14 protein-coding genes are annotated in these 13,528 nt (G+C 64.9%); 2 read left to right on the forward strand and 12 right to left on the reverse strand.

Features of this window, described 5'->3' with window-relative positions:
• Positions 1-10 precede the first annotated feature (10 nt).
• The 12 genes from P0R31_RS03555 to eno form a co-directional block, all read right to left on the reverse strand.
• Positions 11-193: a hypothetical protein gene (locus P0R31_RS03555; protein WP_430516793.1), complete on the reverse strand. Its 183-nt coding sequence runs from the start codon at positions 191-193 to the stop codon at positions 11-13.
• A 73-nt stretch (positions 194-266) separates the two neighbouring features.
• On the reverse strand, positions 267-1,616 hold the full coding sequence (locus P0R31_RS03560; protein WP_275512880.1) for a pyruvate dehydrogenase complex dihydrolipoamide acetyltransferase: 1,350 nt from the start codon (positions 1,614-1,616) through the stop codon (positions 267-269).
• A 63-nt stretch (positions 1,617-1,679) separates the two neighbouring features.
• Entirely contained in the window at positions 1,680-2,132 is a 453-nt protein-coding gene (locus tag P0R31_RS03565) for a nucleoside deaminase (protein WP_275512881.1), read from the reverse strand.
• A 2-nt stretch (positions 2,133-2,134) separates the two neighbouring features.
• Positions 2,135-2,437: a DUF5076 domain-containing protein gene (locus P0R31_RS03570; RefSeq protein ID WP_275512882.1), complete on the reverse strand. Its 303-nt coding sequence runs from the start codon at positions 2,435-2,437 to the stop codon at positions 2,135-2,137.
• Positions 2,438-2,441: 4 nt separating this feature from the next.
• A complete protein-coding gene (locus tag P0R31_RS03575) occupies positions 2,442-3,824 on the reverse strand; it encodes a pyruvate dehydrogenase complex E1 component subunit beta (protein ID WP_275512883.1) in 1,383 nt (460 codons plus the stop codon).
• Between the two features lie 28 nt (positions 3,825-3,852).
• Positions 3,853-4,875, reverse strand: a complete 1,023-nt coding sequence (pdhA, locus tag P0R31_RS03580) for a pyruvate dehydrogenase (acetyl-transferring) E1 component subunit alpha (protein WP_275512884.1) — start codon at positions 4,873-4,875, stop codon at positions 3,853-3,855.
• 277 nt (positions 4,876-5,152) lie between these two features.
• The gene (gene adh / locus P0R31_RS03585; protein WP_275512885.1) at positions 5,153-6,670 is read right to left on the reverse strand and encodes an aldehyde dehydrogenase; all 1,518 of its coding nucleotides are present in this window, start codon (positions 6,668-6,670) and stop codon (positions 5,153-5,155) included.
• A gap of 275 nt (positions 6,671-6,945) precedes the next feature.
• Entirely contained in the window at positions 6,946-7,905 is a 960-nt protein-coding gene (locus P0R31_RS03590) for a helix-turn-helix domain-containing protein (RefSeq protein WP_275512886.1), read from the reverse strand.
• Positions 7,906-8,124: 219 nt separating this feature from the next.
• Positions 8,125-8,442, reverse strand: a complete 318-nt coding sequence (locus P0R31_RS03595; RefSeq protein ID WP_025036496.1) for an FtsB family cell division protein — start codon at positions 8,440-8,442, stop codon at positions 8,125-8,127.
• Positions 8,443-8,643: 201 nt separating this feature from the next.
• Complete coding sequence (locus P0R31_RS03600; RefSeq protein WP_275512887.1) at positions 8,644-9,195, reverse strand: NADPH-dependent FMN reductase; 552 nt, start codon at positions 9,193-9,195, stop codon at positions 8,644-8,646.
• A gap of 205 nt (positions 9,196-9,400) precedes the next feature.
• Complete coding sequence (locus P0R31_RS03605) at positions 9,401-10,534, reverse strand: zinc-binding dehydrogenase (RefSeq protein WP_275512888.1); 1,134 nt, start codon at positions 10,532-10,534, stop codon at positions 9,401-9,403.
• A 44-nt stretch (positions 10,535-10,578) separates the two neighbouring features.
• Positions 10,579-11,862 (reverse strand): phosphopyruvate hydratase, encoded by a 1,284-nt coding sequence (gene eno, locus P0R31_RS03610; protein ID WP_275512889.1) that lies wholly within the window; start codon positions 11,860-11,862, stop codon positions 10,579-10,581.
• 174 nt (positions 11,863-12,036) lie between these two features.
• Between eno and P0R31_RS03615 the strand changes: the two genes are divergently transcribed.
• Complete coding sequence (locus tag P0R31_RS03615) at positions 12,037-13,014, forward strand: virginiamycin B lyase family protein (RefSeq protein WP_275512890.1); 978 nt, start codon at positions 12,037-12,039, stop codon at positions 13,012-13,014.
• Positions 13,015-13,065: 51 nt separating this feature from the next.
• Positions 13,066-13,518 carry a preQ(1) synthase gene (gene queF / locus P0R31_RS03620; RefSeq protein WP_275512891.1) on the forward strand — a complete coding sequence of 151 codons (453 nt, stop codon included), beginning with the start codon at positions 13,066-13,068 and terminating at the stop codon, positions 13,516-13,518.
• Positions 13,519-13,528: the final 10 nt, after the last annotated feature.

A 13,528-nucleotide genomic window follows, 5' to 3' on the forward strand; every position in this document is an offset into this window, starting at 1 on the left:
CCCGTTCAACTCAAGAGGCGCCGCGGGCGCGGCGCTTGACCAGAAAAGACCTCACCAGCCATTCGAGCAGCACCACCAGGACTATGATGGCAAGCGCAGTGAGCACGATCGGCTGGGCGATGTTCCGTGCCAGCTGCTCGCCGGCAAAGAACGCAGAGTGAAGAAAATCGAGCCCGACCGGGTTGAGCGCCACGATGGCTCCGAGCAATGGCGATATCCATGGCCAGCGGGTCCGGACATGCAAGGTTGCCCCCTCTGCCGCCGCGTCAGACCATCATCATCACGGGGTTTTCGATCAGCTGTTTGAACGCGCCGATCAGCTCGGCGCCGAGCGCGCCGTCGATGGCGCGGTGATCGCAGGACAGGGTCACGCTCATCATGTGCGCGATCTCGATCTTGCCGCCGCGCACGACGGGACGCTCCTCGCTGGTGCCTACGGCCAGAATGGTCGCATGCGGCGGGTTGATCACCGCGGTGAAGTGGCTGATGCCGTACATGCCGAGGTTGGAGACGGCGGTGGTGCCGCCCTGATATTCCTCGGGCTTCAATTTGCGGGAACGAGCCCGCGCGGCAAAATCCTTCATCTCGTTGGAGATGGTCGACAGCGTCTTGGTCTCCGCTTTGCGGATGATCGGCGTGATCAGGCCGCCGGGCATCGCGACGGCGACGCCGACGTCGGAATGGTGGTGCTTGACCATGCCGCTTTCGGTCCAGCTGACGTTGCAGTTCGGGATCTTCTGCAGCGCCACCGCCATCGCCTTGATGACGAAATCGTTGACCGAGATCTTGTAGAGCGGCTTCTTCTCCTTGTCCTTCGGAGCCGCCGCATTGATCTCCTCGCGGGCAGTGAGCAGCTTGCCGATGTCGCAGTCGATGGTGAGATAGAAGTGCGGGACGTTCTGGATCGACGCGGTCAGGCGCTGGGCGATGGTGCGGCGCATGCCGTCATGCGGGACGATGTCGTAGGAGCCGGGCTCGAACAGCGACAGGATCTGCTTGTCCGACATGGTCGGCGCGATCGCGGGCGCGCCCGATGGCGCCGCAGCGGGTGCCTTGAGACCCTTGCCGGACTTGGCCTGCTCGACGTCGCGGGCGACCACGCGGCCGTGCGGGCCGGTGCCGGTGACCATGGCGACATCGATGCCAGCTTCCTTGGCGAGACGCCGCGCCAGCGGCGATGAGAACACGCGACCGCCGTGGCCATTGGCCTGCGCGGCCGGAGCTGCGGGCTGCGGCGCGGGCGCAGCTGCCGGCTGCGGCGCGGCCTTGGGCGCAGCAGGCGCCGGCGCCCGGGCAGCAGCAGGTGCTTCAGCAGCTTTCGGCGGCGCGGCCGAAGCGCTGGGCTTGGCGCTGCCTGCGGCCTTCACATCCTCGCCCTCGCCGGCGAGCACCGCGATCACGTCGTTGACCGGGACGTCCTGCGTGCCCTCGGGCACCAGGATCTTGGCGATCGTGCCCTCGTCGATCGCCTCGACCTCCATGGTCGCCTTGTCGGTCTCGATCTCGGCGATGACGTCGCCGGACTTGACCTTGTCGCCCTCCTTCTTCAGCCACTTGGCGAGGTTGCCCTTCTCCATCGTCGGCGAGAGAGCGGGCATCAGGATGTTGATGGGCATGCTGACCTCAAGAAGAACTTTGCAAAACGTCGTCTTTCGACAGCGAAGACGAACGGACCAGGTTTAGTTGCCGATGTCGCCCTGCCACAGGCGCTCATTGGCGGGGATGGATCGCCAATTCTTCATCATGGTGATGGAGCGGTCGTCGGCAAGGTCGATCCAGGGGATGCCGAACTTGTCGAGGATGTCCTTGGAGCCGGGAAAGGTGATGGACTCGCCGATCACCACCAGCTTGACCTTGAACAGCGCGAGCGCGCCGGCGCACATCGAGCATGGCGACAGCGTGGTGTACATGACGGTGTCGTGGAACGAGATCGCGCCGGCCTCGCGCAGGCAGCTCATCTCGCCATGCAGGATCGGATTGTTCTCCTGCACGCGGTTGTTGTGGCCGCGGGCGATGATCTTGTTGTCGCGCGTCAGCACCGCGCCGATCGGCAGGCCGCCCTGCGCGATCGAGGCTTCCGCCTCACGGATCGCTTCCAGCATGAAATCGTAATGATGGGATTCGATCGCCATGGTCAGTGCCCCTTGCCGCGTGGCGTGGTGGTGCCCGTGTCGGTGGGACGCTCGATCTCGGCCTGGAACATGTCGAGGATCCGGTTCAGCGCGTCCTCCTCGGTATATTCGCTCTCGCGCGCATAGGCGCGCGCGGCATGACGTGCGAGATCGACGAGCAGGAGGCCCCACATGTCCGGCTCCTCGAAGGCGCGCTGGAACGCCATCGACAGCCCACCGTCAAGCACGAACACGCGCAGGATCTCGACCGCGTCGTCGCGGGTCACGACGTCTGGCGGCAGTGGCTGCTCCTTCGGGCCTGCCATGGTCTTACCTGTAGCAGACGGCTTTGGCGGCCTCGACGACGTCCGCCGCCGAGGGCAGCGCGAGCTTCTCCAGGTTCGCGGCATAGGGCATCGGTACGTCCTTGCCAGACACGCGCGTCACCGGCGCATCAAGATAGTCGAAGGCGTTCTCCATGATGCGCGCGGCGATCTCGGCGCCGACGCCACTCTGGGCCCAGCCCTCTTCCACGGTGACGGCCCGGCCCGTCTTCTTGACCGAATTGATGATGGTCTCGGTATCCATCGGGCGCAGCGTGCGCAGATCGATCACCTCGGCCTCGATGCCCTCCTTGGCGAGCTCGTCGGCGGCCTTGAGCGCATAGGTCATGCCGTTCGACCAGGAGATGATGGTGACGTGGTTGCCGGCGCGGACGATGCGCGCCTTGCCGATCGGGATGATGAAATCGTCGAGCTTGGGCACTTCGCCGGTGTGGCCGTACAGCACCTCGTTCTCGAGGAAGATCACCGGGTTGGGATCGCGGATCGCAGCCTTGAGCAGGCCCTTGGCGTCCGCTGCCGAATATGGCGCAACCACCTTGAGGCCGGGGACGTGCGAATACCAGGCCGAATAGTCCTGGCTGTGCTGGGCGGCGACGCGCGCGGCCGCACCGTTCGGACCGCGAAACACGATCGAGCAGCCCATCTGACCGCCCGACATGTAGAGCGTCTTGGCCGCAGAGTTGATGATCTGGTCGATCGCCTGCATGGCGAAGTTGAAGGTCATGAACTCGACGATCGGCTTGAGGCCGGTCATCGCGGCGCCGACGCCGACGCCGGCAAAGCCGTGCTCGGTGATCGGCGTGTCGATGACGCGCTTGGCGCCGAACTCCTGGAGCAGCCCCTGGGTCACCTTGTAGGCGCCCTGATATTCGGCCACCTCTTCGCCCATCACGAACACGTCCGCGTCGCGGCGCATCTCTTCGGCCATGGCATCGCGCAGCGCTTCGCGGATGGTCTGCGTCACCATTTCGGTGCCGGCGGGGACTTCCGGATCGGGCTCGGCAACGGCCTGCGGAGCAGGCGCGGCCTTCGGCGCGGGCGCCTCGGCCTTTGCTGCGGCCGGCGGCGCGGACTCCGCAGCCTTCGCCGCCGCTGCGGGTGCCTTGGCGAGATCAGCCGCACTCTCGCCGTCGGCGAGGATGGTCGCGATCGGGGTGTTCACCGCGACGTCAGCGGTACCCTCGGGGATCAGGATCTTGCCGAGCGTGCCCTCGTCGGTCGCCTCGACCTCCATAGTCGCCTTGTCGGTCTCGATCTCGGCGATGACGTCGCCGGACTTGATCGTCTCGCCCTCTTTCTTCAGCCATTTGGCGAGGTTGCCCTTTTCCATCGTGGGCGACAACGCGGGCATCAGCACTTGAATTGGCATATCTTCTCCAAAGAAAGCTTGCGCGCGTTCAGCGGTACACGTCGGTCCAGAGCTCGGCGGCATCCGGCTCGGGATCATGCTGGGCGAAATCGGCGGAGGCGTTGACGATGTCGCGCACTTCGGCGTCGATCGCCTTGAGATCGGCTTCGCTGACCTTGGCGGCGAGCAGGCGATTGCGTACCTGCTCGATCGGATCCTGGTCGTGGCGAACCTTCTCGACCTCCTCGCGCGTGCGATATTTTGCAGGATCGGACATCGAGTGGCCGCGATAGCGGTAGGTCTGCATCTCCAGGATGAAGGGACCCTTGCCGCCACGGCACCAGGCCGCCGCCTCCTCGCCCGCCGCCTTCACGGCGCGGACGTCCATGCCGTCGACCTGCTTGCCCGGGATGTTGAATGACGCCCCGCGCTTGGAAAAATCCTGCTGCGCCGAGGCGCGCGAGACCGAGGTGCCCATGGCGTAGCGGTTGTTCTCGATGACGTAGATCACCGGCAGCTTCCAGAGCTCCGCCATGTTGAAGCTCTCATAGACCTGGCCCTGGTTGGCCGCACCGTCGCCGAAATAGGTGACGCTGACATTGTCGTTGCCGCGATAGTGATTGGCGAAGGCGAGACCCGTGCCGAGCGAGACCTGGGCGCCGACGATGCCGTGGCCGCCGTAGAAGTGCTTCTCCTTGCTGAACATGTGCATGGAGCCGCCCTTGCCCTTGGAATAACCGCCGCGGCGACCCGTCAGTTCGGCCATCACGCCATTGGCATCCATGCCGGTCGCGAGCATGTGGCCGTGATCGCGATAGCCGGTGATGACCTGATCGCCCTCTTTGAGGGCCATCTGCATGCCGACCACCACGGCCTCCTGGCCGATATAGAGGTGGCAGAAGCCGCCGATGGCACCCATGCCGTAGAGCTGGCCTGCCTTTTCCTCGAAGCGCCGGATCAGGAGCATGTCGCGGAGCGCCTTGAGTTCCTGCTCCTTCGTGAATTCCGGGGGCGAACCGCCGTCGGTCCTGTCCTGTGGAGCGCTTGCGGCGGCTTTCTTGGGTGCGGCCATGGGAATTCCGGGTCAGAGAAAACTTTCGCCCTCTCTAACCCAAGTCAAACGCCCTTGGAAAGCACCGCGGCGGCATGGCACGACTTTCATTATGCCGCACTGCAACGTGATCGAAATATTGCAAAATCTTTGGCGCTGATCGGGCAACAAATCTATGAGCGCCATCGCGCGCGCAGATTCGTGACCGGATCAAGAACAGTGCGCGACGCCAATCCCGACATGCGGAGCGGACGGCGCCGAAGCGGCGCCGCCCTCTCCTCCGATCAGAACTTGCCGATCAGAAGAAGCCGAGCTTCTTCGGGCTGTAGCTGACCAGGAGGTTCTTGGTCTGCTGGTAATGATCGAGCATCATCTTGTGGGTCTCGCGCCCGACGCCCGACTGCTTGTAGCCGCCGAACGCCGCATGGGCGGGATAGGCGTGGTAGCAGTTGGTCCAAACCCGGCCGGCCTGGATCTGCCGGCCGAAGCGGTAGCAGCGATTGGCGTCGCGGCTCCAGACGCCGGCACCCAGCCCATAGAGCGTGTCGTTGGCAATCGCGAGCGCCTCTTCGTCGGTCTTGAAGGTCGTGACCGAGACGACGGGGCCGAAAATCTCCTCCTGGAAGATCCGCATCTTGTTGTGGCCCTCGAACACGGTCGGCTGGACGTAGAAGCCGCCGGTGAGATCGCCGCCGAGATCGGCGCGTCCGCCGCCGGCCAGCACCTTGGCGCCCTCCTGCTTGCCGATGTCGATATAGGAGAGGATCTTGCTGAGCTGCTCGCTGGAGGCCTGTGCGCCGATCATGGTGGTCGGATCGCGCGGATCGCCCTGCTTGATTGCGGCGACGCGCTTGAGCGCCCGCTCCATGAAGCGGTCATAGATGTCGGCGTGGACCAGCGCCCGGCTCGGACAGGTGCAGACCTCGCCCTGATTCAGCGCGAACATGACGAAGCCCTCGATCGCCTTGTCGAAGAAATCGTCGTCCTCGGCGGTGACGTCCTTGAAGAAGATGTTCGGCGACTTGCCGCCGAGCTCGAGCGTGACCGGAATCAGATTCTGGCTGGCATATTGCATGATCAGCCGGCCCGTCGTGGTCTCGCCGGTGAAGGCGATCTTGGCAATGCGCGGGCTCGACGCCAGCGGCTTGCCGGCTTCGAGGCCAAAGCCGTTGACGATGTTGAGCACGCCAGCCGGCAGCAGGTCGGCGATGATCTCGGCGAAGACCATGATCGAGGCCGGGGTCTGCTCGGCGGGCTTGAGCACCACGCAATTGCCGGCGGCCAGCGCCGGCGCGAGCTTCCAGCAGGCCATCAGCAGGGGGAAGTTCCAGGGAATGATCTGGCCGACCACGCCGAGCGGCTCGTGGAAATGATAGGCGATGGTGTCGTGGTCGATCTCGCCGATCGAGCCTTCCTGGGCGCGCACCACACCGGCGAAATAGCGGAAATGGTCGATCGCGAGCGGCAGGTCGGCGGCGCGCGTCTCGCGGATCGGCTTGCCGTTGTCCCAGGTCTCGGCAATCGCGAGGCGCTCGAGGTTCTCTTCCATGCGGTCGGCGATCCGGTTCAGGACCGCGGCGCGCTCGGCGACGCTGGTGCGGCCCCAGGCGGACTTGGCGGCATGCGCCGCGTCGAGCGCTGCCTCGATGTCCTGCGCGTCGGAGCGCGCGATCTTGCAGACCACCTGGCCGGTCAGGGGCGAGGCATTGTCGAAATATTTCCCGGAGATCGGCGCCACGAACTTGCCGCCGATGAAATTGTCGTAGCGTTCGGCAAAGGGCACTTTGGTGACGCTGAGGAATTCCACCTTGTTCATTGATCACTCCCGATCTTGCTGTTTGCGCTTGTCGTCGCCTGTTCGCGACTTGCGCCGACGATGATGCGGGAGGCGATGTCTGTCAGCCCGGGCGGACGCGATGGCGGAGCCGACCTGTCGCAGTTCTGCGACAGTCGTGGACGAGGCAAGCGTGAGATGGAGCGCTCACGGCCACCCCCACAGTCATTGCGAGCGCAGCGAAGCAATCCAGAGTCCCTCCGCGGAAAGATTCTGGATTGCTTCGCGGCGCTCGCAATGACGGCGGGAAAATCAGCTCAGTGGCTCAGCTCGAACCGCTTCAGCTTCCGGTGCAGCGTGGCGCGGCTGACGCCGAGGGCCTTGGCGGCGGCGGAGACATTGCCGCCGGCACGCAGCAGCGCGCGCTGCAGCACCGCACGCTGGCCACCGGCAAGATGATCGCGCGCGGCATCGCCGCCGAGAAGATCGGCCGCGGGCACCGGCCGCAACGCACCGCCGGGCGCGATGCCGAGCGCCAGCCGGGCGGAGCGCGTTGCGCCGATCACCAGATCGTCCGCATCGACCGCAACGAGGCCGCCGCAGCTTCCATCTGCCGCTTGTGTCAGCACGATGCGGGCACGGGCGAAGACCTTGCGAAACAGGTCGGCCTCGATCCGCTTGGCCGCCTCGCCTGCCGCGAGCGCGATCAGGCTGGCGAAGGCGTCGGTGCGGTCGGCGCGGCAGGAAGAGACGTCGAGCACGCCCGCGAGCGCCGCCTCGTGATCGTAGATCGGAACGGCGGTGCAGCTCAGAAGCGTGTTGCGCGCAAAGAAGTGCTGGTCGCGATCGATGGTCAGCGGACGCTGCTCGACGAGGCAGGTACCGATACCGTTGGTGCCCTCGTGCTCCTCGCTCCAGAGCGCACCGGTCCAAAGGCCCCAGGACTGAAACGTCGCATCGTCCGCCACCGTGCCGCGGCGATCGACCGGCACGCCCTCGCGATCGGCGAGCAGCACGCAGCAGCCGGCTGCGCCGACAGCCTGATAAAGCCGGTCCATGGCGCCCTGCGCGGCCGCCAGAAGCGGCGCGATGCGCTCGCGCGCCTGCCGCAGCTCGGCTTCGGTCAGCCGCATCGGCGCGGCGTGGCCGCCGGGATCGAGATGATGCAATCGGGAGGAACGGCGCCACGAGGCCACGAGCGCGGACCGGGCCGCCTGGCCTGACGCGATGGCGGCCTCGACGCGGGCCGCGTGATGCCGGGGCATTGTCCCATTCATCACAGTCTCCTCCGGATGTCGATTGTAGGACGCGCCGGTGCTCCCCGGTTGATCTGCGTCAACTTCAGCGCGCGCCAGCAAAGGCATGAGCCCGCCGCGGCGCCGCCGTCAAGGCAACCGCCCGGTTCCAGGGTTACGACCTTCGCAGGAGGAGGAAAAGGTGCGGTGGTCGGATTTCAGCAGCGACTTTCGCTGCGGCTTTCGAAAGCTGCGAATGCGCTAGTTCGCCGGGATCATCCGAACGAGATCGCGCGGATGGACATAGTCGAGCTGGAAGCGCGCGCGCTCGTCCAGCATGTCCGGGTCGATCTTCTCGGACCGCAGCAGCGACACCCGTTGTTCGCTTCTGGCACGCTCGCGCTTGAGCTGAGCCAGCTCGCTGGTCAGCGCGATGATCTCCTGGTCGAGCTCCTGGCGGGCGTTGAGACCGTATTTGCCCGTGTAAGCGTTGACGCCGAAATAGCCGACGATCGCCGCCGCCATCGCATAGAGGGCAAGACCGGTCAGGATCGATTTCAGGCGCGCGCGGGAGACCATCTTCGGAAGATGGGACAGGTTGGTTAAGGGAGTGCTAACTCTCTCTCTCAACCCACCAATCGTCATGCCCGGGCTTGTCCCGCCTGCGCGGCCGAAGCCGCTTCGGCGTGGCGAAGGCCCGGGCATCCACGTTCTTCGGTGGGGTCGGCAAGACGTGGATGGCCGGGTCAAGCCCGGCCATGACGGGAGAGAGTGAGTGCCTTAGCCCTGATTCTTCGCCACATGCGCGGCGAAGGCGTCGATGTATTGCTGCAGCACCGTCTTGAGGGAGTCCTTGGTGAGGTTGCCGTCCGCATCGAAGGCATCGCCGACGCCGTTGAGGTAGATTTCCGGCTGCTGCAGCAGCGGACCGGAAATGCCCGGCAGGATATTCTGCAGATGTTTGGCCGCGGCAATGCCGCCGAGCGGTCCCGGCGAATTCGAGATGATGCCGACCGGCTTGCCGAGGAACGAGCTCTTGCCGTAGGGGCGCGAGGCGACGTCGATGGCATTCTTGAGGACGCCCGGAATCGAGCGGTTGTATTCGGGCGTAACGAACAGGACGCCATTCGACGTCTTGAGCTTCTCGCGGAAGGCGAGCCAGTCCGCGGGCGGCGCGCCCTCCAGGTCCTGGTTGAAGAACGAGATGCCCGCCGGCGTGATCACCTCGAGCTTGAGCGAGGCAGGCGCGAGCTTGGCGAGCGCATTGGCGATCTTGAGCGAGAAGCTGTCCTTGCGCAGGCTGCCAGCGATCGTGACGATGTTGTAGGCCATTGGGTGTCCTTGAAGGCTTGGGCGGGAATGCCGGAACGGCACTTAAGCCATCCGCCCCGATAGATGCAAGTGCATGAACCGTTCCGATTTGGAAACGCTGCGTTTCTAGAAATGGGTCCGCGTGCGCTCCATCCGGGCCACGATCAAGAAAACATTCAGGCCGCCAAGCGGCGGCCTGATGCGTGTCGATAACCGACCGAACCGATCACTTGTTCGGGTTGATGAGGAATTTTTCGCCGGTGGCGCGCTTGGCGTAGACCGCGATATTGGCAGGATCGAGCGCCTCGGCGAGCGACACCACCTTAGTGTAATGGCTGGCGAAGGTGGTCTTGAGCTCGGATGCCACGCGTTGGCGCAGGCGGCCGATCTCGGCCGGGCCAATGTTCTGAAGGAACGGCGTGAGCAGCCAGCCGCCGACACCCCAGGAGAGCCCGAAAGAGCGGTTCAGTTCCGTCGGCCGCGTGTCGAGGCTACCGTAGATGTAGACCTGCTTGTACACGTTGGAGCCATAACGGCTGTATTCCTTCGCGGTCTTGTTGGCCGCGATTTCCATCGCGGTGAGGATCTGGCTCGCCAGCTTGCCGCCGCCGATGGCGTCGAAGGCGATGGTGGCGCCGGTCTCGACCAGCGCGTTGGTGAGATCGTCCATGAAGCTGGGCGCGCTGGAATCCACGACGTATTTTGCGCCGATCTTGTGCAGGATGTCGGCCTGCTCCTTGTTCCTGACGATGTTGACGAGGCCAATGCCGTCCTTGATGCAGATCTTGTTGAGCATCTGGCCGAGATTGGAGGCGGCGGCGGTGTGCACCAGCGCCTTGTGGTTCTCCCGTCGCATCGTCTCGGTCATGCCGAGCGCGGTCAGCGGATTGACGAACCAGGAAGCGCCGTCCGCCGCCGTGGTGCCCGCAGGCAGCTCCATGACGTCGCGGACCTTGAGCACGCGGTACTGCGTGTACATCGCACCGCCGATCATCGACACCGTCTTGCCCATCAGGGCTTTGGCCGCATCCGACGATCCAGTCCGGATCACCGTGCCGGCGCCCTCGTTGCCGACCGGCAACGACTGATCGAATCTCGCCGCCATCATCCGCATCGCCGCCTCCGGCATCGTGGCGGTGATGACCGGCATCTCCTTGGTGCCGGAGACCTTGGCGGCCGACATGTCGGCCGGCCCGATCAGCAGGCCGAGGTCGGACGGGTTGATCGGGGTGGCCTCGACGCGAACCACGACCTCATCATCGGCCGGCTCCGGCGTCGGGACCGTCACGAGAGACAATTCCAGCTCGCCGCTCTTCTTGAGCAGCGAACGCAATTCCAGTCCGGTCTTGCCGTCACTCATGTCCGATCCTCCCCTGTCCTTTTCGCGCGGATCGAGACGCCGGCTTATGCCAGCGCCTTCAGTGCCGCCTTGCCGCCATAGAGCGCCTGCTTGCCGAGTTGCTGCTCGATGCGCAGGAGCTGGTTGTATTTGGCGGTCCGGTCGGACCTTGCAAGGGAGCCGGTCTTGATCTGACCGCAATTGGTGGCGACCGCGAGGTCGGCGATGGTGGAATCCTCGGTCTCGCCCGAGCGGTGCGACATCACCGAGGTGTAGCCGGCCTTGTGCGCCATCTCGACCGCGGCGAGCGTCTCGGTCAGCGTGCCGATCTGGTTGACCTTGATCAGGATCGAGTTGGCGCGGCCGGTCTTGATGCCTTCGGCGAGGCGCTTGACGTTGGTGACGAAAAGGTCGTCGCCGACCAGCTGGCACTTCTTGCCGATCAGGTCGGTGAGCTCCTTCCAGCCGTCCATGTCGTCTTCCGACATGCCGTCCTCGATGGTCACGATCGGATAGCGCGCGACGAGGTCTGCAAGATACTTCGCCTGCTCGGAGATCGAACGGGTCTTGCCTTCGCCTTCATAGACATATTTGCCGTCCTTGAAGAACTCGGTCGAGGCGCAGTCGAGGCCGAGCATGATGTCGGCGCCTGCCTTGAAGCCGGCCTTGCCGATCGCGTTCATGACGAAGTCGAGCGCGGCGTCCGCCGACGGCAGGTTCGGCGCGAAACCGCCCTCGTCGCCGACATTGGTGTTGTGGCCGGCCTTCTTCAATTCGGACTTCAGCGTGTGGAAGACTTCCGCGCCATAGCGCAGGCCTTCGGCGAACGAGGATGCGCCGACCGGCAGGATCATGAATTCCTGGAAATCGATCGGGTTGTCGGCGTGCACGCCGCCATTGATGATGTTCATCATCGGCACCGGCAGCAGCCGCGCCGAGGTGCCGCCGACGTAACGATAGAGCGGCATGTCGAGCGAGTTCGCGGCCGCTTTGGCGCAGGCGAGCGAGACGCCGAGAATGGCGTTGGCTCCTAACCGGCTCTTGTTCGGCGTGCCGTCGAGGTCGATCATGATCTGGTCGATTTGGGCCTGCTGCTCGACGTCGAGGCCGCTCAGGGCCTCGAAGATCTCGCCATTGACGGCGCCGACCGCCTTGGTCACGCCCTTGCCGAGATAGCGCGCCTTGTCGCCGTCACGCAGTTCCACGGCCTCATGGGCGCCCGTGGAGGCGCCGGACGGAACCGCGGCGCGGCCGAGCGCCCCGTCCTCCAGCACGACATCGACCTCGACGGTGGGATTGCCCCGGCTATCGAGAATTTCGCGACCGATGATGTCGATGATGGCGGTCATGATGTCCACTTCCGTTCGTTAGGGCTGATCGGTGCCGCGGGTCTTACACGGGCCGCAAGCAAATGTGAACGCTTGGACGCACCGCTCCGACTGACGCGCAAGGCGCCTCAGAATATGCTCGACCGCATCTGGTCCGCGTACCCAACCTCATTCTCAAACAGTCGGGGTAACGCCATGAATCGCCGCCAATTTCTCGCTTCGAGCGCCACGCTGCTCGCCGCCCGCCCAGGTTTTGCGCAGGAAGGCCCGTTCCGGACGAGATACTACCCCATCAGCCCGGGTATCGGCCTGCACGATCTCACGCCCGCCCCTGACGGCACCATCTGGTTCACGGCGCAGGGCAAGGGCCTGCTCGGCAGTCTCGATCCACGCGATGGCCGTTTCAAGACGGTCAGCCTCGGCCAGGGCGCGGCCCCACACGGCGTGGCCATCGGGCCCGACGGCGCGCCCTGGATCACCGAGGGCGGCCAGAACGCGATTGCGCGGGTCGACCCTGCCGATCTCAAGGTGACGCTGTTCCGCCTGCCGGAAAAGTTCGCCTCTGCCAATCTTAACACCGGCGTGTTCGACAGGGATGGCACCTACTGGTTCACCGGACAGTCCGGCTATTACGGCCGGCTGTCTCCGAAGACCGGCGAGATGAATGTGTTCAAGGCGCCGAAGGGGGTCGGCCCCTACGGCATCACGGTGACCCCCAAGGGCGATGTCTGGTACGCCTCCCTCGGCGGCAGCCATATCGCGAAGATCGACCGCGCGGGCGGCAATGCGACCGTGGTCGAGCCGCCGACCCCGAACCAGGGTTCACGGCGCGTCTGGTCGGATTCGAGGGGCCGGATCTGGGTCAGCGAGTGGAACAGCGGCCACGTCTCGGTGCATGATCCCGCCGACGGCTCGTGGAAGACCTGGAAGCTGCCGGGCGAACGTCCCCGCGCCTATGCCGTGTACGTCGATGACAAGGACAAGGTCTGGCTGACCGATTTCTCCGCCAATGCCATCGTCCGCTTCGATCCCGCTACCGAGAAGTTCAACGTCTTCGCCAGCGACAAGGCCAACGCCAATGTCCGCCAGCTCGACGGCCGTCCGGGCGAGCTATGGGGCTGCGAGTCCGGCAACGACCGGATCGTCATGATCCAGACGATCGCCGCCGGTTGACGACAGCGGGATTTGCGTCCATCCCCGCATCCGAAACAGGATGTGACGACGATGGCGAAAAAATCCCTCCAGCTCGGCCGCGCGGTCGAATGGCCGCACACGCCGGAAGAGGCCCAGCTCGACCGCGTGCCCAATCCGCAGAAGGGCACGGATTATCTGGTGCGCTTTACCGTGCCGGAATTCACCTCGCTCTGCCCGGTCACGGGCCAGCCGGATTTCGCGCATCTGATGATCGACTACGCGCCGGGCGCGTGGCTCTTGGAATCGAAATCGCTCAAGCTCTACATCGCGAGCTTCCGCAATCACGGCGCGTTCCACGAGGATTGCACCGTGATGATCGGCAAGCGCATCGCTTCCGAGATCAAGCCGAAATTCCTGCGCATCGGCGGCTATTGGTATCCGCGCGGCGGCATTCCGATCGACGTGTTCTGGCAGACCGGCCGCGTGCCGAAGGGCCTATGGGTGCCCGAGCAAGGTGTCGCGTCCTATCGCGGACGCGGCTGAGCCGCGCATC

The organism is Bradyrhizobium yuanmingense (assembly GCF_029167105.1).
In the GTDB taxonomy this organism is placed as follows: domain Bacteria; phylum Pseudomonadota; class Alphaproteobacteria; order Rhizobiales; family Xanthobacteraceae; genus Bradyrhizobium; species Bradyrhizobium yuanmingense_A.